Annotated in this window: 19 protein-coding genes and 2 tRNA genes; 5 read left to right on the top strand and 16 right to left on the bottom strand. The window is 62.1% G+C overall.

The window, feature by feature from the left end; genetic code table 11:
• Positions 1-118, top strand: a 118-nt coding sequence (locus V6M61_RS06650) for a zinc-binding dehydrogenase (RefSeq protein WP_332775782.1), incomplete at its 5' end; no start/stop codon positions are given.
• A gap of 80 nt (positions 119-198) precedes the next feature.
• Here the strand turns inward: V6M61_RS06650 and V6M61_RS06645 are convergent.
• From V6M61_RS06645 to V6M61_RS06620, 6 genes are all read right to left on the bottom strand, one after another.
• A tRNA-His gene (locus V6M61_RS06645) sits at positions 199-274 on the bottom strand.
• Positions 275-311: 37 nt separating this feature from the next.
• Positions 312-2249 (bottom strand): SurA N-terminal domain-containing protein, encoded by a 1938-nt coding sequence (locus tag V6M61_RS06640; RefSeq protein ID WP_332775778.1) that lies wholly within the window; start codon positions 2247-2249, stop codon positions 312-314.
• Positions 2250-2343: 94 nt separating this feature from the next.
• A tRNA-Val gene (locus V6M61_RS06635) sits at positions 2344-2419 on the bottom strand.
• A gap of 26 nt (positions 2420-2445) precedes the next feature.
• Complete coding sequence (locus V6M61_RS06630; RefSeq protein WP_332775777.1) at positions 2446-2718, bottom strand: HU family DNA-binding protein; 273 nt, start codon at positions 2716-2718, stop codon at positions 2446-2448.
• A 291-nt stretch (positions 2719-3009) separates the two neighbouring features.
• A complete protein-coding gene (locus V6M61_RS06625; RefSeq protein WP_332775781.1) occupies positions 3010-4098 on the bottom strand; it encodes a tartrate dehydrogenase in 1089 nt (362 codons plus the stop codon).
• Positions 4099-4126: 28 nt separating this feature from the next.
• On the bottom strand, positions 4127-5005 hold the full coding sequence (locus tag V6M61_RS06620) for an alpha/beta fold hydrolase (protein WP_332775776.1): 879 nt from the start codon (positions 5003-5005) through the stop codon (positions 4127-4129).
• Positions 5006-5226: 221 nt separating this feature from the next.
• Here V6M61_RS06620 and V6M61_RS06615 point away from each other — a divergent pair, with 221 nt between their 5' ends.
• Entirely contained in the window at positions 5227-6216 is a 990-nt protein-coding gene (locus V6M61_RS06615; RefSeq protein WP_332775775.1) for a LysR family transcriptional regulator, read from the top strand.
• On the opposite strand, the gene V6M61_RS06610 is transcribed toward V6M61_RS06615, so the two are convergent.
• The 3 genes from V6M61_RS06610 to uvrC form a co-directional block, all read right to left on the bottom strand.
• Entirely contained in the window at positions 6161-7078 is a 918-nt protein-coding gene (locus tag V6M61_RS06610; protein ID WP_332775774.1) for a DMT family transporter, read from the bottom strand. The two genes, V6M61_RS06615 and V6M61_RS06610, sit on opposite strands and share 56 nt — an antisense overlap.
• On the bottom strand, positions 7075-7641 hold the full coding sequence (gene pgsA / locus V6M61_RS06605; RefSeq protein ID WP_332775773.1) for a CDP-diacylglycerol--glycerol-3-phosphate 3-phosphatidyltransferase: 567 nt from the start codon (positions 7639-7641) through the stop codon (positions 7075-7077). Before pgsA ends, V6M61_RS06610 begins: the two co-directional genes overlap by 4 nt.
• 137 nt (positions 7642-7778) lie before the next feature.
• On the bottom strand, positions 7779-9704 hold the full coding sequence (gene uvrC / locus V6M61_RS06600; protein WP_332775772.1) for an excinuclease ABC subunit UvrC: 1926 nt from the start codon (positions 9702-9704) through the stop codon (positions 7779-7781).
• Positions 9705-9746: 42 nt separating this feature from the next.
• Here uvrC and earP point away from each other — a divergent pair, with 42 nt between their 5' ends.
• From earP to V6M61_RS06585, 3 genes are all read left to right on the top strand, one after another.
• Complete coding sequence (gene earP, locus V6M61_RS06595) at positions 9747-10862, top strand: elongation factor P maturation arginine rhamnosyltransferase EarP (protein ID WP_332775771.1); 1116 nt, start codon at positions 9747-9749, stop codon at positions 10860-10862.
• Positions 10863-10966: 104 nt separating this feature from the next.
• Positions 10967-11521, top strand: a complete 555-nt coding sequence (efp, locus tag V6M61_RS06590; protein WP_332775770.1) for an elongation factor P — start codon at positions 10967-10969, stop codon at positions 11519-11521.
• A 126-nt stretch (positions 11522-11647) separates the two neighbouring features.
• Positions 11648-12511, top strand: coding sequence for a TIGR00730 family Rossman fold protein (locus V6M61_RS06585; protein ID WP_332775769.1), 864 nt, complete (start codon positions 11648-11650; stop codon positions 12509-12511).
• 234 nt (positions 12512-12745) lie between these two features.
• On the opposite strand, the gene V6M61_RS06580 is transcribed toward V6M61_RS06585, so the two are convergent.
• From V6M61_RS06580 to V6M61_RS06550, 7 genes are all read right to left on the bottom strand, one after another.
• On the bottom strand, positions 12746-13912 hold the full coding sequence (locus tag V6M61_RS06580; protein WP_332775768.1) for an MFS transporter: 1167 nt from the start codon (positions 13910-13912) through the stop codon (positions 12746-12748).
• On the bottom strand, positions 13909-15273 hold the full coding sequence (gene rmuC, locus V6M61_RS06575; protein ID WP_332775767.1) for a DNA recombination protein RmuC: 1365 nt from the start codon (positions 15271-15273) through the stop codon (positions 13909-13911). The genes V6M61_RS06580 and rmuC overlap by 4 nt, the downstream gene beginning before the upstream one ends.
• 15 nt (positions 15274-15288) lie before the next feature.
• A complete protein-coding gene (locus tag V6M61_RS06570; RefSeq protein WP_332775766.1) occupies positions 15289-16275 on the bottom strand; it encodes a 2-hydroxyacid dehydrogenase in 987 nt (328 codons plus the stop codon).
• A gap of 54 nt (positions 16276-16329) precedes the next feature.
• Positions 16330-17736 carry a sodium:proton antiporter gene (locus tag V6M61_RS06565; RefSeq protein ID WP_332775765.1) on the bottom strand — a complete coding sequence of 469 codons (1407 nt, stop codon included), beginning with the start codon at positions 17734-17736 and terminating at the stop codon, positions 16330-16332.
• A 94-nt stretch (positions 17737-17830) separates the two neighbouring features.
• A complete protein-coding gene (gene pncB, locus V6M61_RS06560; RefSeq protein WP_332775764.1) occupies positions 17831-19042 on the bottom strand; it encodes a nicotinate phosphoribosyltransferase in 1212 nt (403 codons plus the stop codon).
• 33 nt (positions 19043-19075) lie between these two features.
• Positions 19076-19423, bottom strand: coding sequence for an FKBP-type peptidyl-prolyl cis-trans isomerase (locus tag V6M61_RS06555; RefSeq protein WP_332775763.1), 348 nt, complete (start codon positions 19421-19423; stop codon positions 19076-19078).
• Positions 19424-19772: 349 nt separating this feature from the next.
• Positions 19773-20429 (bottom strand): nitroreductase, encoded by a 657-nt coding sequence (locus V6M61_RS06550; RefSeq protein WP_332775780.1) that lies wholly within the window; start codon positions 20427-20429, stop codon positions 19773-19775.
• Positions 20430-20431: the final 2 nt, after the last annotated feature.

The following is a 20431-nucleotide window of genomic DNA, read 5'->3' as shown; positions in this document are numbered from 1 at the left end:
CGCCCAGGGCAAGATCAAGCCGGTGATAGACCGCACCATGCCCATGGCAGACCTCAAGGCGGCTTACGCGCACATGGGTTCACGGGGCGTGAAGGGCAAGCTGGTGATGGTGAACTAGGCCAAGCATGCCGCCATGCAAAACGCCCACCGAAGTGGGCGTTTTTCATTTCATGCCCACCAAGATGGGCGTTTTTTATTTGGGGTGGCTGATGGGGCTCGAACCCACGACAACAGGAATCACAATCCTGGACTCTACCAACTGAGCTACAGCCACCGGAGCCCTAGATTATAGCGGCAAGTTGAGCCAATAGTTACTGGGTGACCGCTTCAGCCGCACCAATTTTGCCCGGCGCCGGCCTGGCCACCTTGATTTCAGTCTTGAAACGCTCTTTCAAGGTGTTGTAGTAAGCCAGGCTTTCTGCCGAGGTCCACCACTGCGAGTACTGGTTGCGGTCTTGCCGGGCTGCAGCCTCGGCAGGCGCTTCGCGCGGCACGACTTTGCTGACCTTGACAATGGCATACCCTTGGGCGCCAAGATCAACGCCGGCAAAGGCCGGCAAAGCGCTGGCATCGGTGCGCAGGGCTGCATCGACCAGCTGGGCAGGCAGCTTTTGCGGGGCATCACGGGACACCAGCACGGCTTCTGACAGCACGGCAGCCGCTGGGCTGGCTTTCCAGGCAGCGAGCTTGGCGGCGCCTTCCTTGCGCGCTGCCTCGGCGCCGCGCACGGCCAGCCAACGCTGACGAACACGCTCTTTGACTTCAGCCAGGGGCATGGTCCGGGCGGGTGTGTACTGCGTCACGCGGCCTGAAACCAGCAGGTTGGGCGCCACTTCAATGGCTTCGGTGTTGCGCTTTTTCTCGGTCGCGTCAGATGCAAAAATGGCATTCAAAAACTTGGGGCTGGCCAGCACCCCTGCGGCGCCCTGAGGGGGCGTACGGGTCAGGCCAGCGGCCGTTTTGATGTCCAGCTTCAGGCGGTCGGCAACCGGCTTGAGGCTGTCCGACTGTTCGTAAACGCCATTGGTGAAGGCTTCGGCGGTTTCAGAAAACTTCTTTTGCGCCTGCTGCTTTTTCAGCTCAGCCTCCAGCTCGGGCTTCATCTCTTCAAAGCTGCGCTGCTTGGGCGCCTTGATGTCCGTCAGCTTGATGATGTGGTAGCCAAAGTCAGACTCCACCACATCGCTGATATCGCCTTTTTTCAGGGCAAAGGCCGCATCTTCAAACGGCTTGACCATGGCGCCGCGGGCAAAAAAGTCCAGATCGCCGCCGTTGGGGGCCGAACCGGAATCCTGCGAGTTCTTGCGCGCCACATCGGCAAACGAGTCCGGTGATTTTTTGACCAGCGCCAGCAGCTCGACGGCTTTGGCCTTGGCGGCCTGGCGTTCTGCAGCGGGCGCTGTTTTGGGCGAGTTAATCAAGATGTGGCTGGCGCGGCGCTCTTCAGCGCCGCTCAGGCGCTGGACATTCTGCTCGTAATAGCCTTTGAGATCCTGCTCGTTGATCGTGATGTTTTTCTTGACGGTGTCCACATCAAGGACGACGTATTCAATCGTGGCCTGCTCGGGTGCCTGGAACAGGTTTTCGTTGGCTTTGTAGAACTGTTCGAGGTCAGCATCCGTTGGACTCAACTTGGCCGCGAAATCGGCGGTGTTGAAGCGTGCCAGCTGCACCTCGCGTTTTTCAAAATAGGCGTTCAGCGCGGCATCGGCCACTGATTTGGCGCTGAACCCGGTGCCGGCAACCCCCACCAGGACCTGGCGGGTCGACAAGTCGGAACGCACGCGGGCTTCGAACATTTCGGGCGTCATGCCCTGGCTGCCTAGCAGCTGGCGATAGCGCTCCATGTCGAGTGTTCCATCCGGCTTGCGCAATGCAGCGATCTCGGGGTTCTCCTGCAGCTCGCGCGCCAGGCGCTGGTCACTGGTCGTGAGCTTGGATTGATCGGCCGCCGCCACGATGACCCGGTCGCGCACCAGGCGCTCCAGCGTGGCGTAGCGCGCTTCGGGCGAATCCAGCAGCTTGGGGTCGAGCGAAGGCATGGAAGCGCGCAGCCGGTCCACCTCGTTTTGATGCGCCCTGTCCCACTCGGACTGGATGATGTCTTTGCCGTCAACGCTGGCGACAACAGTACCTTGCTCACGCGACCGGTTGTAACCATCGAGACCGAACAAAATAAACGACGGAACAATCAGCAAAAACAGCAAGGCCATGGTGACTTTGGTGTGCTTGCGAATGGAATCAAACATCTCGAACTTCCTGTAGGGCTGACAATATGGCGGTCAATAAAACAAGGGCCATGAATGAAAAAGGCGAACCATCAGTTCGCCTTTGTTCAGTCTGTGGTGGGTGCTGACGGGCTCGAACCGCCGACCTACGCCGTGTAAGGGCGCTGCTCTACCAACTGAGCTAAGCACCCCACCTTAAACTTTTAAATCATGAGCATCAGTTCAAAGCGTCTTTAAGCGCCTTGCCCGGACGGAACTTTGGAACCTTGGCTGCCTTGATTTTAATCGCATCGCCGGTGCGCGGATTGCGGCCCGTGCGGGCAGCGCGTTTGCCCACGGCAAAAGTGCCAAAACCCACCAGAGACACAGAGCCTCCTTTTTTCAGGGTTGTCTTGACAGCGCCAATGGTTGATTCAAGCGCACGCGTAGCGGCAGCTTTGGAAATGTCGGCGTGTTTGGAAATGTGCTCTATCAGTTCAGTCTTGTTCACAAGGAGCCCCTCGGTGATAAAAGTTAATCTGGGTTGTCTCTAAAAAATATCTCCCGGGATATCGATATACAGATATCAGCGGGAGGCGGCGTGTGCAGGTTTTCTGCTGATTCCAATTAGAGCCATGGACTTCTAACGTGTCAATACAGCAGCGAGTTTTTACAACGTGCGGAGGCGGATTCTAGTCTTTTTTTCCACGCTTTCATGACTTAATCGTAAGTGCGCCGTGCAATTTTCCACTTGATGCACGCCTGATGTGAACTTGACAACACGCAATACGCAACCCGCAGATCAGCCCAGCGCCTCGGCGATGGCTTTACCCACATCGGCAGTCGTCGCCTGCCCCCCCAGGTCAGGGGTGAGCGGCGCACCACTGTGGGGAGCAAGCACTTTTTCAATGGCCGCCAGTATGGCGTCATGGGCAGCCTTGTGGCCCAAAAACTCCAGCATCATCGCGCCGCACCAGATCTGCCCGATCGGATTGGCGATGTTGCGGCCCGCGATATCGGGGGCAGAGCCATGCACCGGCTCGAACAGCGAAGGAAACTTGCGCTCGGGATTGAGGTTGGCACTGGGCGCAATGCCGATCGTGCCGGTACACGCCGGGCCCAGGTCGCTCAGGATGTCGCCAAACAGGTTGCTGGCAACCACCACGTCAAAAAAATCAGGGCGTTGCACAAAATGCGCGGTCAGGATGTCAATGTGAAACTTGTCCCACTGAACCTGCGGATACCCCTTGGCCATTTCAAGCACACGCTCATCCCAGTAAGGCATTGAAATGGAAATGCCGTTGGACTTGGTTGCGCTGGTCAGATGTTTTTTCGGGCGCGACTGCGCCAGTTCAAAGGCGAACTTCAGGACACGGTCGACACCGGTGCGCGTGAACACCGACTCCTGGAGTACAAACTCGCGCTCGGTGCCCGGGAACATTTTTCCACCAATGCTCGAATACTCGCCCTCGGTGTTTTCACGGACAATGTAAAAATCTATTTCGCCGGCTTGCCGGGGGCTGCCATCGCGGCGCACCACCGGCGCAATGATGCCGGGCATCAGACGCGCCGGACGCAGGTTGATGTACTGATCAAACTCACGGCGAAACATCAGCAGCGAGCCCCACAGGGACACATGGTCGGGAATCTTGTCGGGCCAGCCCACCGCGCCAAAATAAATCGCATCGTGCCCGCCGATCTGGTCCTTCCAGTTGTCGGGCAGCATCTGGCCATGCTTTTCAAAATAGTCCCAGCTGGAAAAGTCAAAGTGATCAAACTGCAGGTCAATGCCAAATTTTCGTGCGGCGGCGTCCAGCACGCGAATGCCTTCGGGCATCACCTCCTTGCCAATGCCGTCGCCGGCAATCACTGCGATCCTCTTTTTGCCGATGTTCTTGCTCATGGTGTGGTCCTTTGATTTAAGTTTTGAAAAAATTCAGGGCTTGCGCCAACAGCAGCGCTGGCGCTTCTTCAGCAATGTAGTGTCCGCAAGGCAGGCTGAGCCCTGACACGTCACTGGCACGCTCCCGCCAGAGGCCAGGCACGTCGAAACACTGGCCTACCGCACCATGCTCCCCCCACAGCACGCGCAGCGGCTGCTCCAGCTTGCGGCCTGCGGCCACGTCGGCGCGGTCATGCACCAGATCCAGCGTGGCCGATGCGCGGTAGTCTTCGCAAATGCTTTGGGCGGTGCCGGCAATCTGCATGCAGCGCTCGTATTCAGCCAGCGCCTCGGGCGCAAAGGCGGCCAGCCCCGCATGGCGCTTGCCCATGACGCTGCGCAGATAGCGCACCGGATCGGACGCTATGAGCGCCTCGGGCAAAGGCGGCGGCTGGATCAGAAAGAACCAGTGCCAGTAGGCCCGCGCGAAAGCATCCGAGGTGTTGTCGTACATGGCAAGGGTCGGCGCAATGTCCAGCAGCATCAGCCGCTCGACCCTGGCCGGGTGATCGGCCGCCAGCCGGTGCGCAACGCGCGCACCCCGGTCATGCGCCAGCACCTGGAAGCGCTCAAACCCGTGGTGGCGCATGACGGCCACCGCATCCAGCGCCATGGCGCGCTTGGCGTACGCAGCGTGCTGCGCATCGGCAGCCGCACGAACCGAATCACCGTAGCCGCGCAAATCCATCATGACCACGGTGAATGTTCTGGCCAGCTCGCCCGCCACGCGATGCCACATGACATGCGTTTGCGGGTGCCCGTGCAGCAAAAGCAGCGGCGCCCCGCTGCCGCCGCGCAAGGTGCGAAGCAAGCCCGCCGGGCCTTCGACATCACACGCTACAAATCCTTCAAACATCAATCCGCCTTGATGCCCTTTTGGGCGATCAGTTTCTTCCAGCCAAGGGCTCGCAAGGCAGCAGCTCGCATCAGCGTGCATTGTGTGCTTTTGGCGGGGTCAACAAAGTTCATGCGGGTCTCCTGTGTTTTAGGTCTGCTCAAGCCAGCTTGTATTCTGGGCAATTCACCGCATCGATTCAAGCAATAATCAGGCAATTGATTATTTCCAAAAAGGAACGAATGGATCGCAGTGACCTTGAGCTGGTGCTGGCCGTGCGCGATCACGGCAGCCTGAGTGCGGCGGCCTTGAGTCTGGACCTGGCACCGCCGGTGGTGACCAAGCGGCTCGCGGCGCTGGAAGCGCGCTTGGGCCAGCGGCTGTTCCAGCGAACCACCCGGCGCGTCAGCCCCACGCCCGAAGGCGAAACCGTGTGCGCGCGGGCGGCGGTGCTGCTGCAGGGCTTTAACGAGCTGGAAGCCGAACTCCAGGAGCGCCAGACAGAGCCGGCGGGGCTCATCCGCATCGCGGCGACCTTTGGTTTTGGCCGCCTGTGGCTGGGGCCGGCACTGGCCAGTTTCCAGGCGCGTTATCCGCGTTTGCAAGTGCAGTTGCTGCTGACCGAGCAGTTGCCCGACCTCGCGCTGGAAGGCTTTGACGGTGCCGTGTGGTTGTGGCCGGTCCAGGGGCGGCAGGCCGCGCAATGGGTGTCCCGGCGACTGGCCCGCAACCAGCGCGTGCTGGTGGCCTCGCCGCACTACCTGAAGCAGCATGGCACGCCGGCGAGCCTGGAGGCCTTGCAGGAGCACGCCTGCCTGATCGCCCGGGAAAACGGCAATGCAAGCGGCGATGCGGCTAGGCAGCGTTTTGATGTCTGGCAGTTGCACAAGGAGCGCGACCGGACGCCGGTGCGCGTGCGGGTCCAGGGGCCCCTGTCGAGCAACTCCGGCGAACTCGTGAGGGACTGGTGCGTGCAGGGCCGCGGCATCATGCTGCGCAGCCTGTGGGATATTTCGCCGCAACTGGCGTCGGGACAACTCGTGCGGGTGCTGCCGGCTTACTCGATGCCGGATGCCGACATTCACTGGCTGGCGCCCTACCGTGCCAGCGTGCCACGGCGCATCCGCCTGCTGATCGATTTCCTGCTGGAGCAGTTTAAAAACGACCCGTGGAAAACTACGCCACCCGCAGCTTCGCGGGCCGGACCACGAGGCTCACGCCCAGCGCCGTAAGGGCGGTCCCCAGCACCGTGGCGGCGGTGATGGGCTCGCCGAACAGCGCCCAGGCCATGATGGCCGTGGTGGGCGGCACCAGGTACAGCAGACTGGTCACCGACGTGGCGGCCCCACGCTGGATCAGCAGGTACAGCAGCGAACTGCCGCCCAGCGTCAGCGCCAGCACCGACCAGGCCATCGCCCCCAGAAACTGGTGGTTCCAGACAATGGCCTCGGACTCCAGAAACACCAGTGGCAAGGTCAGCAGCAAGGCCGCCGCCAACTGGATGGCGTTGGCGCTGCGCACATCGGCAGGTTTTACAAAACGTTTTTGGTAGAGCGTGCCGGCCGTGATGCTGAGCAGCGCAAAGACCGCGGCCCCCAACGTGAACGCGGTGACCTCGCTGCCCACGCCGAGCTTGCGCCAGACCACCAGCAGCAGGCCACCCAGACCCAGCGCCAGGCCCAGCCATTGCCGGGTCGTGACCCGGCTTTCCTGGTGACCGACGCCACCGGAAGCCCCCATCCTGGACACCCACAGCGCGGTCAGCACGGGCTGCAAACCCACAATCAGCGCCGTCAGGCCCGAGCCCATGCCCGCCTTGACGGCCACCCACACGCCGCCCAGGTAGGCCGCATGCATCAACACGCCGCTCACCCCCAGATGCAGCCACTGCCGGCCGGTTCGGGGCCAGGCCGCGCGGGCCAGGACGATCCAGACCAGGAAGCAGACGATGGACAGGAAATAACGGATCGCCAGAAAGGTCAGCGGCGGCGCATAAGGCAGGCCGTATTTGGCGACGATGAAACCGGTGCTCCAGATCAGCACGAAAACGGCGGGCATCGCCTTGACCAAGGCGCCGGGCGACGGCGAACTCATTTGGTTCGTGCGCGGATTTCCGGGATGGCTTTTTGCAGGTAGTAAACCATGGACCAGACCGTCAGGACGGCGGAGAGCCAAATCAGCCAGGTGCCCCACACGCGGGTGTTGATGATGCCCAGCAGCAGGCCGTCAAACAGCAAAAAAGGAATCGCGATCATTTGCACCGTGGTCTTGACCTTGCCCAGCATGTGCACGGCCACGCTTTTGGTGGCGCCAATCATGGCCATCCATTCGCGCAAGGCGGAAATCGCGATTTCGCGGCCGATGATGATCAGCGCCACAAACACATCGGCGCGCTGCAGATCAACCAGCACCAGCAGCGAAGCGCAGACCAGGAACTTGTCGGCCACCGGATCGAGAAACGCCCCGAACGACGAGGTCTGGTTGAGCTTGCGGGCCAGAAAGCCGTCGAGCCAGTCGGTGGCCGCAAACACCACGAACAACAAGGTGGCAATCAGGTTGCGGCTGGCGGGTGCCATGTCCAGATAGAAAACCCCCACAATCAGCGGAATCGCAACAATGCGGGTCCAGGTCATCACTGTGGGAATGGTCAAAAACATGGGGTGATTTTGGCATGAGCGGCCGCCGGCTTGCCGGCGCCCACCGCCGCAACCCTTAAATACCAGGGCTTTGGAGGAACATCGTTGCGCAAAAACGTCTGATCGCCGGCTTTGAATGCTTCAGTGCAGCGAACGCATCAGTGCAGCGCCCGGTAGATTTCTTCGGCCAGCTCTTTGGAGATGCCGTCGACCGTGGCAATGTCCTCCACACCGGCCGACGCCACGCCGCGTATGCCGCCGAAACGCTGCAACAGGCTGGCGCGTTTTTTGGGGCCAATGCCGGCAATGTCTTCGAGGCGGCTGCCGCCCACGCGCACCTTGGCACGTTTGGCGCGCATGCCGGTGATGGCAAAGCGGTGCGCCTCATCGCGGATTTGCGCGATCAGCATCAGTGCGGCCGAGTCGCGGCCCAGGTAAACCTTCTCGCGCCCGTCGGCAAACACCAGCTCTTCGAGGCCCACCTTGCGGCCCTCGCCTTTCTCGACCCCGGCAATCAGGCCCAGGTCCAGCCCCAGCTCCGCAAACACTTCGCGCGCCATGGCCACCTGGCCCTTGCCGCCGTCAATCAGCACCAGGTCGGGCAGCCGAGCGCCATGGCTGCCTGCGGGGTTGCGAACGGCTTCGGCCAGCTTGGTGTAGCGGCGCGCAAGCACCTGGCGCATGGCCGCGTAGTCGTCGCCGGGCGTGATGCCCTCGATGTTGTAGCGGCGGTACTCGGCGCTTTGCATCTTGTGGTCGTGAAACACCACGCAGGACGCCTGCGTGGCTTCGCCGGCCGTGTGTGAAATGTCAAAGCATTCGATGCGCAGCGCGTCCAGGTTGTCCATGGCCAGATCCAGCGCCTCGGCCAGCGCGCGCGTGCGGGCCTGCTGCGAGCCCTGCTCTGCCAGCAGGCGCGCCAGCTGAATGTCGGCATTTTTCTGCGCCATCTCCAGCCAGATGCGGCGCTGTTCACGCGGCTGGTGAATCGCCGTGACCTTGATGCCGGCCTGCGCGCCCAGCGCGTCCATCAGGTCCTTGTCCACCGGCTCGCTGCACACCAGCGCGGGCGGCACCGGCACATCGATATAGTGCTGCGCAATAAAGGCTTCGAGCACCAGGGCTTCCAGCGGTTTCCCGGTTTTCCCCGGCGCCGGCACGCCCGCGCCTTCAGCGTCTTCATCGAACCCGGTCATGTCGGTGGCGTGTTCCACATGCGTGGGAAAGTAGGGCCGGTCGCCCAGATGGCGGCCGCCGCGCACCATGGCCAGGTTCACACAGGCTTTGCCGCCCTGCACTTTCACGGCCAGGATGTCCACATCCTTGTCGCCACCGGTTTCCATGGACTGCTGGTGCAGCACTTTGGACAGCGCCGACATCTGGTTGCGCAGCTCGGCGGCCTGCTCAAACTCCAGCTTGTCGGCATGCGCCAGCATCTGTTTTTCCAGCTCGGTCAGGATGTCCTGGGCCTGCCCCTTCAAAAAGCGCTCGGCATTGGCCGTGTCGATGGCGTACTGCTCGGGCGACACATGGCCCACGCAGGGTGCGGAGCAGCGCTTGATCTGGTACAGCAGGCAGGGCCGGGTGCGGTTGTTGAACACCGTGTCTTCACAGACTCGCAACTTGAACACCTTTTGCAGCAGCAAAATGGTTTCCTTGACGGCCCAGGCGCTCGGGTAAGGGCCGTAGTAGCGGTGCTTTTTCTCCACCGCGCCCCGGTAATAGGCGATCCGCGGAAATTCATGCGATGCGAGCTTGAGGTAGGGGTAGCTTTTGTCGTCCCGAAACAGGATGTTGTACTTGGGGTTGAGCGTCTTGATCAGGTTGTTTTCAAGCAGCAGCGCCTCGGCCTCGGAGCGCACCACCGTGGTTTCCATGCGGACGATCTTGGTCACCATGTGCCCGATGCGCGTGCCGCCATGGTTCTTCTGGAAATAGCTGGACACCCGCTTCTTCAGGTTGCGGGCCTTGCCCACATAAAGCACCCCGCCCTCGGCATCAAAATAGCGGTACACGCCCGGCAGGGCGGGCAGCGCGGCCACTTCACTGAGCAGTTGGGGATCAAATTCGTGGGGCTTGGTCATGGGGCAACATCCGGGCGATGCCGTATTGTGGACAATCCTTTCATGAATCGCCGTCTGCAGTGGGACATTTTTTGCAAAGTCATTGACAACTTCGGGGACATTGGCGTGTGCTGGCGCCTGAGTGCCGACCTCGCCTCGCGCGGCCACCGGGTGCGGCTGTGGCTGGACGACGCCCGCGCGCTGGGCTGGATGGCCCCGGCGGGCTGCCCAGGCGTGCAGGTGCTGCCCTGGGCGCAGCCCCTGGCGCTGGACGCAGCGGGCCTGGCCGAGTCCCCGGGCGATGTGCTGGTCGAAGCCTTCGGCTGCGAAATTGCTCCTGAATTCATAGCTGCTTGCGCCCAATTGGCGAGGGAAAGAGGCCAAAAACCTGTATGGATCAACCTCGAATACCTGTCTGCCGAAAGCTATGTCGAGCGCAGCCATGCCATGCCCTCGCCCGTGCTGCGAGGTCCGGCAGCGGGCTGGACCAAGTGGTTTTTTTACCCCGGCTTCACTCCGCAAACCGGCGGCCTGCTGCGCGAGGAAAACCTGCCCGCCCGACAGGCCGCGTTCAACCGGGCCGGCTGGCTGGCGGCGCACGGCGTGGCCTGGAGCGGCGAAAAACTCGTGTCGCTGTTCTGCTACGAGCCCCCGGCGCTGGCGCAATGGCTGGGCCAGCTGGCGCAGGCCGGGCTGGAGGGGCAAGCGGTGCGCCTGCTGGTGGCGGCCGGACGCGCCGAACACGCCGTGAAGGCCCATTTTGAGAGCAAAAAAGACTTCCAGCCCGCGTCTGATGGGCGCCAGCTGCTATCGATTTCATACCTTCCCCTGCTCACGCAAACCGGGTTTGACGAGCTGCTGTGGGCCTGCGACCTCAACTTTGTACGCGGTGAAGACTCGGCGGTTCGCGCCCTGTGGGCCGGCAAACCCTTTGTCTGGCAAATTTACCCGCAGGACGATGGCGCACAGTGGCCCAAGCTGGACGCGTTTTTGGACATGCTGTCGGCGCCGCGCCCGCTGCGCGACTTTCACCGGCTGTGGAATGGTGACGGCCAGGGCCACCTGCCCACGCCAGACCTGGCCCGCTGGGGCCAGGCTGCCAGGGCCGCGCGCGCGCGCCTGCAGCAGCAGGACGATTTGGTCAGCTGCCTGCTCCAATTTGTACGAAAAAACCGTTAAAATTAAAGGCTTTGCGGAATTTGCCAGAATTGGCAATCTGCACATCCCGCCGCGGAACTTGCTTCGAGCCCGAAGCATTGAGCGGCCTACCTCAGAAACACGTTATGAAAATCGCTCAAGAAATACGCGCTGGCAACGTCATCATGCACGGCAAAGACCCGATGGTGGTGCTCAAGACCGAATACAGCCGTGGTGGGCGCAACTCCGCCACCGTCCGCATGAAGCTCAAGAGCCTGCTGAACAACTTCGGAACCGAGGTGGTGTTCAAGGCCGACGACAAGATGGACCAGGTCATCCTGGACAAGAAGGATTGCACCTACTCCTACTTCGCCGACCCGATGTACATCTGCATGGACGCCGAGTACAACCAGTACGAAGTCGAGGCCGAGAACATGGGCGACTCGCTGCACTACCTGCAGGACGGCATGGAACTCGAAGTCGTGTTCTACGAAGGCAAGGCGATCTCCGTCGAGATGCCCACCAGCGTCGAGCGCGAAATCACCTGGACCGAGCCCGCCGTCAAGGGCGACACGTCCGGCAAGGTGCTCAAGCCCGCCAAGATCGCCACCGGTTTTGAAATCGGCGTGCCGATTTTTGTGGCCCAGGGCGACAAGGTTGAAATTGACACGCGCACCGGCGAATACCGCAAGCGCGTCTGACCCGCCGCGCAGCATGATAAAAAGGCTCCTCACGGAGCCTTTTTTGTTGGGGTTAACAGCTCGGGCAGCACGGCAAGGGCTTTAGGCGTCAAAATAAATCCAACCGAACTCATCCACAATCAAGCCATGAACCACACCGAAAATTTATCCGAGCGCCGCATGGCTGACGCCTGGGCCGAGCTGCAATCATTGTCCAGCGACGAAACCCCGCTGCAACCCGATGCCTACCGCCTGGCGTTTGCCGACCCCGAGTTTTTGCTGCGCCGCGAAACCCGCAGCATCCGTTTCCAGCTGGAAATGCTCAAGCCCGAGATCGACCAGCACGCCCAGGACATTGAAAACACCGTGGTGGTATTTGGCAGCGCGCGCTTTCCGGCCCCGGAACAGGCCGATGCCCGCCTGAAGGAAGCCCAGGCCAGCGGCGACGCGGACGCCCTGGCGCTGGCCCAGCGGCATGTGCGCAATGCACGCTACTACGAGCAGGCCCGGCTGTTTGCGCGGCTGGTCGCCACCTACAGCAAGTCGTGCCCGCCGCAGGATCAGCTGTTCATCTGCACCGGCGGCGGCCCCGGCATCATGGAAGCGGCCAACCGCGGCGCCCACGACATGGGTGCGCTGACGGTGGGCCTGAACATTGCCCTGCCCCACGAGCAAACCTCCAACCCCTATGTGTCACCCACGCTGAGCTTCAAGTTTCACTACTTCGCCCTGCGCAAGATGCATTTCATGATGCGCGCCAAGGCCCTGGTGGCCTTTCCGGGCGGCTTCGGAACGCTCGATGAGCTGTTCGAGGTGATCACGCTGGTGCAGACCGGCAAGGCCAAGCCCGTGCCCATCATCCTGTTTGGCACGGACTACTGGAAGCGCCTGTTCAACTTTGACGTGCTGGTCGAAGAAGGCGCCATTTCGCCCGAGGACCTGCAGCTGTTCCAGTACGTGGACGATCCCCAGGCCGCCTGGGAGGCTATCAGGAAGTTTTATCAACTCTAGAGTAACGCGCCCCCACGTTCGCTCACTGCGTGTAGCTCTCTGCCCCCCGAGGGGGCTAATTTTCCTAGGGGCGGCCCGTCGGAAAAGTAACGCGCCCCCACGTTCGCTCACTGCGTGTAGCTCTCTGCCCCCCGAGGGGGCTAATTTTCCTAGGGGCGGCTCGTCGGAAAAGTAACGCGCCCCCACGTTCGCTCACTGCGTGTAGCTCTCTGCCCCCCGAGGGGGCTAATTTTCCTAGGGGCGGCCCGTCGGAAAATTGCCCCCATTTTCTCTGAGCAGCCAGGCCATCCGCGAGCCGGCCCCAACCACCGCGCCCGTGGCCCAGAACACACCGGCAATGCCGATCAGCGCGCCCGCCGAACCAAACAGCATGGGCATCAGGACGCTGGACGTATTGATCGCCATCATGCGCAGGCCCAGCGCCTCGCCGTGCCGCGCTTCGGGTGTGATCTGGTGCAGCATGCTCATGACCATGGGCTGCACCGCGCCCAGTGCCAGGCCCAGCAGCACGGAACATACGCCCATGGCCAGCGCTGACGGCATCAGCGGGTAGACGCCAAACAGCGCCGCCGTGACCAGCATGGCACCCGCCAGCACCGCCCATTCACGCAGGTGCGCCGCCACCGACGGCATCGCCACGCGAATGACGGTGGCGGCTATGGCAAACGCCCCCAGGATGGAGCCTATCACCGACGCGCTCAGCCCCCGCTCAAAGCCCAGCACCGGCACCACGAAGGTGTGAACATCCCAGCACGATGCCAGAAACCAGTTCACCAGCATCAGCCGGCGAAACATGGGCTCGCGCAGCAGGTCCCACGCTTTGGGCCGCGTTGCGCCGCTCGCGGCAATCACCGGCGGCAGCTCCCGCGTGCGCCTGACCAGAAACCAGCTGGCCAGCGGCAGCACCGCCATCAGGAAAAAGGCGACCCGAAAACCGGCATGATCGATCAGCAGACCGGCCGCGAACGGACCGACAAAGTTGGAAACGGCCGGACCAATCGACAACCAGCTGAAAATCTGCTTGAGCTGCAAGGGGCCTTCGGCCACCCGACCTACATGGCGCTGCAGCGAGATCACGGCGGCGCCCGTCGCGCCCCCGGTCAGCAACGCGGACAGGCAAAGCACCGGAAACACCGGAAAGGCCACGGCAAGCCCAGCCCCGACAACCGCCGCCACGACGCTGTAGCCGATGGGCCGCCTCAAACCGTGCCGGTCGGCAAACCGGCCAGCGGGCAGCGCCAGAAACACCTGGGTCAAAGCAAACAGCGCCAACAGCACCCCCACCGCGGCCGCACTGTAGCCCTGCTTGAGCGCCAGCAGCGGCGCTGCCATGCGCATGGCGGCCATGCAGGCGTGCAGGCAGATTTGCGCGAGAATCAGGCGGGCCAGTTCGGCGTTCAAGCCTCATCCGTTTCTTTGTCCAGAGGCTCCAGGGGAATCAGCCGGACCGAATCGGCCTCCGGCAGCGCCTCCACATTTCTCAGGGCCTTGCCCATCACGCGGCTGCGCTGCTCGGCGCTGCTCAGCGTGTTGAGCACGGTTTCCGTTTGTGATTTCACCTTGGCCAGCACATCGCCAAATTTGCCGAACTCGGTCTTGACCGCGCCCAGCACCTGCCACACCTCGCTGGAGCGTTTCTCCAGCGCCAGCGTGCGAAAGCCCATCTGCAGCGAATTGAGCATGGCCAGCAAGGTGGTCGGGCCGGCCAGCGTGATGCGGTGGTCGCGCTGCAGGCTCTCCATCAGGCCGGGGCGGCGCAACACTTCGGCGTACAGGCCCTCGGTCGGCAGGAACAGGATGGCAAAGTCGGTGGTGTACGGCGGCTCGATGTATTTTTCAGAAATCGACTTGGCCTCCAGCCGGATGCGCGCTTCCAGCGCCTTGCCCGCCATTTCTACGCCCGGCCCATCGGCGCGTTGTTGTGCGTCAAGCAGGGCCTCATAGTCCGCACTGGGAAATTTCGCATCAATCGGCAGCCACAGCGGCTCGCCCGAGTCGGACCGGCCCGGCAGCTTGATGGCGAAATCCACGGGATTTTTACCACCGGGGCGCGTAACGACCTGCGCCGCGTACTGATCGACGGTAAACACCTGCTCCAGCAAGGCCGACAGCTGCGCCTCGCCAAAGATGCCGCGGGTTTTGACATTGGTCAGCAAATGCTTGAGGTCGCCCACGCCCTGCGCCAGCGTCTGCATCTCACCCAGCCCCTTGTGCACCTGCTCCAGGCGGTCGGCGACCTGCTTGAAGCTCTCGCCCAGGCGGTTCTCCAGCGTGGCCTGGAGTTTTTCATCCACCGTCTTGCGCATCTCGTCGAGCTTGGTCGAATTGGTCTGCTGCAATTGCGCGAGCTGGGTCTCAAGGGTGGCGCGCACCTCCACCATGCGGCGCGCATTGGATTCGCTCAGGGACTGCAACTGGGTGCTCAGCGTGTCGGACAGGTTTTTTTGCAGCAGGCCGAGCTGCTGCGCAAACGCGTCAATCTGCGCGTTCTGCGTCCGCGTGGCTTCCGCGCCCTGCTGCAGCAGGGTTTGCTGGAAGGTGGCAAACGTGGTGCCCAGCTCCTGACGGCCGCTGCGCGAGCTTTCGCTGATCTCGCGGCGCAGTTCGTGCTCGAGTTTGTCGTGGCCCGCGGCCATGCCGGCCAGCAATTCGGTGCGGCCATTGCCAGAAGATTCAGGAGGTTTGCGCACAAGCAGCCAGACCAGCAACAGCAGGTTGGCCAGCAGCAGCGCCAGCATCCACCAGGTTTCGGGGGTGTTCATCAATGTTTTCGCTATTTATTTGATAGCTAATACCGCAGGATTTATGGGCGTCAAGGGCTTTTTATCCTTAAAAAATCCGATCAGGTTATCGGTCGCCAGGTTGGCCATGGCCAGCCGCGTGGGCACGGTGGCGCTGGCAATGTGCGGGGTGAGCACCACGTTGGGCACGGTCAGCAAGTCCGGGTGCACCTTGGGCTCGCCCTCGAACACATCCAGGCCGGCCGCCGCAATGCGTTTATCTCGCAGGGCGGCCGCCAGCGCGGCATCGTCCACAATGCCGCCGCGCGCAATGTTGATCAGTGTGGCGCTGGGCTTCATCAGGGCCAGCTCTGCCGCGCCTATGCTGTGGTGCGAAGCGGCCGAGTAAGGCAGGACCAGCACCAGGTGATCGGCCGTCTTGAGCAGCTCTTCCTTGCTGACGTAGCGGGCTTTGCACTCCGCCTCCAGTTCCGGGGCCAGGCGCGAGCGGTTGTGGTAAATCACCTTCATGCCAAAGCCGAGGGCGCCGCGTTTGGCGATGCCCTGCCCGATGCGGCCCATGCCCAGAATGCCCAGCGTGGCGCCGTGGATGTCGGCGCCTGCAAACATGTCGTAGCTCCACTGGGTCCATTTGCCGGCACGCAGGTAATGCTCGCTCTCGGTCATGCGGCGGGCGGTGGCCATGAGCAGGGCAAAACCGAAGTCGGCCGTGGTTTCGGTCAGCACATCGGGCGCATTGGTGGCCAGCACGCCGGCCGCCGTCATGGCGTCGATATCGAGGTTGTTGTAGCCGACCGCCATGGTGGAACAGATTTTGAGTTGGGGACAGGCCGCCAGCACGTCGGCGTCAATCCGGTCACTGCCGGTCATGAATGCGCCGTCTTTGTCGTGCAACTGCGCAATCAGCTCCGCCTTGGTCCAGGCCTTGTCAGCCTGGTTGGCCTGCACCTCGAAGTGCTCTTCAAGCCGGGAAATGACTTCAGGAAAAATGGCGCGCGCCACGAAAATCTTGGGTTTGCTCATGGTGTTTTTATGATTTCAAACTGGTTGATGATTGATGATTGATGGAAATCCGGTTCACCGGAACCAGATCCAGGTGATGAGGATGAACAGAGGAATCAGCACGACCCCTGACCACGCCATATAGCCAAAGAAGCTCGGCATTTTGACGCCCCGGTTTTCGGCGATGGCCTTGACCATCAGGTTGGGCGCGTTGCCAATGTAGGTATTGGCGCCCATGAACACGGCGCTCGCAGAAATGGCCGCCAGCGTGGGGGCGAGTGTGGTCATCAGTGTTTTCGGATCGCCCCCGGCCGTGTTGAAAAACACCAGGTAGGTTGGTGCGTTGTCCAGAAACGAGCTCAGGATGCCGGTGGCCCAGAAATACATGGCCGGGTCGGGCTGACCGTCGGGCCGCGTCACGCCCGACACAATGGCGCCAAACGGACCCTGGGTGCCGGCCTTGAGCATGGCAATCACCGGGATGATGGTCAGGAAAATGCCGGCAAACAGCTTGGCAACCTCGGCCATCGGCCCCCAGGAGAACTGGTTGTCGTCGTGCACCTGGCGCGGCGTGATGCGCAGGGAAATCAGGGTCACGACAATCAGGCCGATATCGCGCACCAGGCCCGGCAGGCCCACGTCGGTGCCCGCCACATTGAACCTCACCGGCGACTTCCATAAACCGCTGAGCAGCACCAGCGCCACCACCGCGCCCAGCAGCCAGAAATTGACGGCCCCATCAAAGCCGATGCGGCGGGTATCGGGCGTGGGATCGACAGGCGTCACGCCTTCCTTGTTGTAGTACCAGCGATCGAGCAGGTAAAAAATACCCAGCAAGGTGCCCAGCAGAAACAGGGTTTCAGGAAAGATGTGGCCTACGGTCCAGAAGAAATCGACACCCTTCAAGAAACCCAGAAACAGCGGTGGATCGCCCAGCGGCGTCAACGAGCCCCCGATGTTGGAGACGATGAAAATGAAGAAGACCACCACATGGGCCTTGTGGATGCGGTTGTCATTGGCACGAATCAGGGGGCGGATCAGCAGCATGGAGGCGCCGGTGGTCCCCATGAAGCTGGCCAGCACCGCGCCAATGGCCAGAATGCCGGTATTGAGCGCCGGACTGCCGTGCAGGTTGCCACGGATGAAAATGCCCCCGGCCACCGTGAACAGCGCGGTCAGCAAAATAATGAAGGGCGCGTATTCAGCCAGCAGGGCATGCACCAGATTGACGCCCGCCGCGGCCGGCCCGAACAGCAGCGCAAAAGGCAGCAAAAATGCCAGCGCCCAGGCCGCCGACACCTTGCCGTAGTGGTGGTGCCAGAACGACGGCGCCAGCAGGGGCATCACGGCAATCGACAGCAGCAGGCCGGCAAAGGGCACGGCCCACAGCGGCGTCAGGCTGCTGCCGTCAAGCTCGGCGGCCACGGACAGGCCGGGCCACGCCAACACCGCCAGCAACATCCCATACCGATATGCTTTCATCCAGGTCTCCGTTGTACGTTTTGCAAATTGCGTACGTTGTACGTTGTTAGCCGCAAGTGCCGGACCGTCATGCACCCCGCTTGCATGGCCAAGCTCAGACAATGTCAAAGACCTGGCGCAAATAGGCCAGGTATTTTTCATCGTCACACATGTTTTTCGACGGTGTATCCGACAGTTTGGCCACCGGCTGCCCGTTGCAGCGCACCATCTTGATGACGATCTGCAGCGGCTCATAGCCCAGGTCGTTGGTCAGGTTGGTTCCAATGCCAAACGCCAGCAGGCAGCGCCCCTTGAACTGTTTGTACAGCTCTATCGTCTTGGGCATGGTCAGGCCGTCGCTGAAGATCAGGGTCTTGGTGAGCGGATCCACGCGGTTCTTGAGGTAGTGGGCCAGCATGCGTTCACCCCACTGGAAGGGGTCACCGCTGTCATGGCGGGCGCCGTCGAACAGCTTGCAGAAGTACATGTCGAAGTCGCGCAAAAACGCATTCATGCCGTACACATCCGACAGTGCGATGCCCAGGTCCCCGCGGTACTCTTTGGCCCAGGACTCAAAGCCAAACACCTGGCTGTCGCGCAGACGCGGGCCCAGCGCCTGGCAAGCCTGCAGGTACTCATGCGCCATGGTGCCCAGCGGCGTCAGCCCCAGCTTCATGGCAAACAGCACATTGCTGGTGCCGGCAAACTGGCCCGGGCCGCCCCTGGCTCCGCCCCGTTCGGCGCCGGTGCCCAAACGGGCCGTCAGCGTGCGCAGGACTTCTTCATGCCAGGCCTTGCCAAACCGGCGGCGGCTGCCGTAATCGGCAATCTTCAGTTCGCTGAGCTCTTGAGCCTGCAGCAGGGCAATCTTGGTGTCCAGCCGCTGGCGGCCCTCAACATAATTGGGCAGCTTGCGGGTATTGCGGAAATACACCTCGTTGATGATGGCCAGCACCGGAATTTCAAACAGGATGGTGTGCAGCCACGGCCCCTGGATGCTCACCTCGATTTCACCCGAAGGCAGCGCCGTGACGCTCACATACTTTTCATTGAGGCGAAACAGGCCGAGGAAATCCACGAAGTCGCTTTTGATGAAGCGCAGGGACCGCAGGTAGGCCAGCTCGGCATCCTGAAAGCGCAGCATGCACAGGGACCGGATTTCCTCGCGGATTTCATTGACATGCGGCGCCAGCGGCTCGATGCCCGGGCTGCCGGCGTTGCGGCACTTGAACTTGTACTCCACCTGCGCACCCGGAAACTGGTGCAGCACCACCTGCATCATGGTGAACTTGTACAGATCGGTGTCTAGCAGGCTGGTGATGATCATGGGAAAAAGTGGTGTCCTTTAGAGCCTCTTCATTCAGGTGCCCAGAAATTCCACTTCAAACAGCAAGGTGGCGTTGGGCGGAATCACGCCGCCCGCGCCGCGTGCTCCATAGCCCAGCGCCGCGGGAATGATGAGGCGGCGCGTGCCACCCACCGACATGCCCTGCACGCCTTCGTCCCAGCCGCGAATGACCTGGCCGGCGCCCAGCGAAAACTCGAACGGCTGGCCGCGGTCTTTGCTGGAGTCGAATTTGCTGCCCTGCACGCCATCGTTGTACAGCCAGCCGGTGTAGTGCACCTTCACGTTCTGGCCGGCTTTGGCAATGGCGCCCGTGCCCAGAACGGTGTCTTCGTACTGCAGACCGGAGGGGGTGGTATTCATGGGGAATGTCTTTCGTTAAAAAAATGAAACCGATGTTTTCAGGAATCCCTGACTTTACCCGCAAGCAGCAGCAGCAGCCGCCGCCGGTCGGCCCTCATGGGAAGCGTCCTTCGATACCTCAGGACGAACGGAAGTGTGGCGGCGGGGGAACCCAAGCATTTTCCCGACAAGCCGCCCAAGGAAAATTAGCCCCCGAGGGGCTGACGTCTGCGGCTCCAGGCCAGCCTGCGCAGACTTGGACGGACCAAGAGAACACCGCGCTTCGCGGGGATAACCCCGTGCGCAGTGCCGGGCCGCCCCAAGCAAGCACAGCCCCTCGGGGACGCGAAGCGACAAGCGTGGGGGCCATTCAGTCCACCCAGGTCGTGAATTCCCGGGCGCTGATGCGCGGCGTGCGAAAGGTGTTGACGACGTGGCTCTCGTCGGCATAGCCCAGCGACATGCCGCAGACCAGCATTTCGTCCTCGCCGGCGCCGATGTGCGGCAGGATGATTTTGGCAAACCCGTTCCAGGCGGCCTGCGGACAGGTGTGCAGGCCGTGGCCGCGCGCGGCGACCATGAGGTTTTGCAAAAACATGCCGTAGTCCACCAGCGAGCCGCGGCCCATGATGCGGTCCACCGTGAACATCAGGCCCACCGGGGCGTCAAAAAACCTGAAATTGCGCTGGTGCTGGGCGTGCATCCTGTCCTTGTCGCCTTTGCCGATGCCCAGCAGGCCATAAAGGCCCCAGCCGTTCTCGCGGCGGCGGTCGATGTAGGGAGACACCCAGCTTTCAGGGTAGTAGTCGTACTCTTCCTTGTAGTGCACCGCCAGCTCGGCATTGGCGCGCAGGGCGTCGTGGGCGGCGCAAACCTGCTCGACCAGGCTGTCTTTGCCGGCGCCCTGCAGCACATAGACCTTCCAGGGCTGGGTGTTGGTGCCCGACGGTGCGCGGCTGGCCACGTCCAGCAAGTGCGTGAGCGTCTCGCGCGGCACCGGCCTGGGCAAAAAGGCGCGTGTCGACATGC

Origin of the sequence: Polaromonas sp. (assembly GCF_036676035.1) — a bacterium.
Lineage (GTDB): Bacteria > Pseudomonadota > Gammaproteobacteria > Burkholderiales > Burkholderiaceae_C > Polaromonas.
This window is presented reverse-complemented; position numbering and strand designations above follow the sequence as displayed.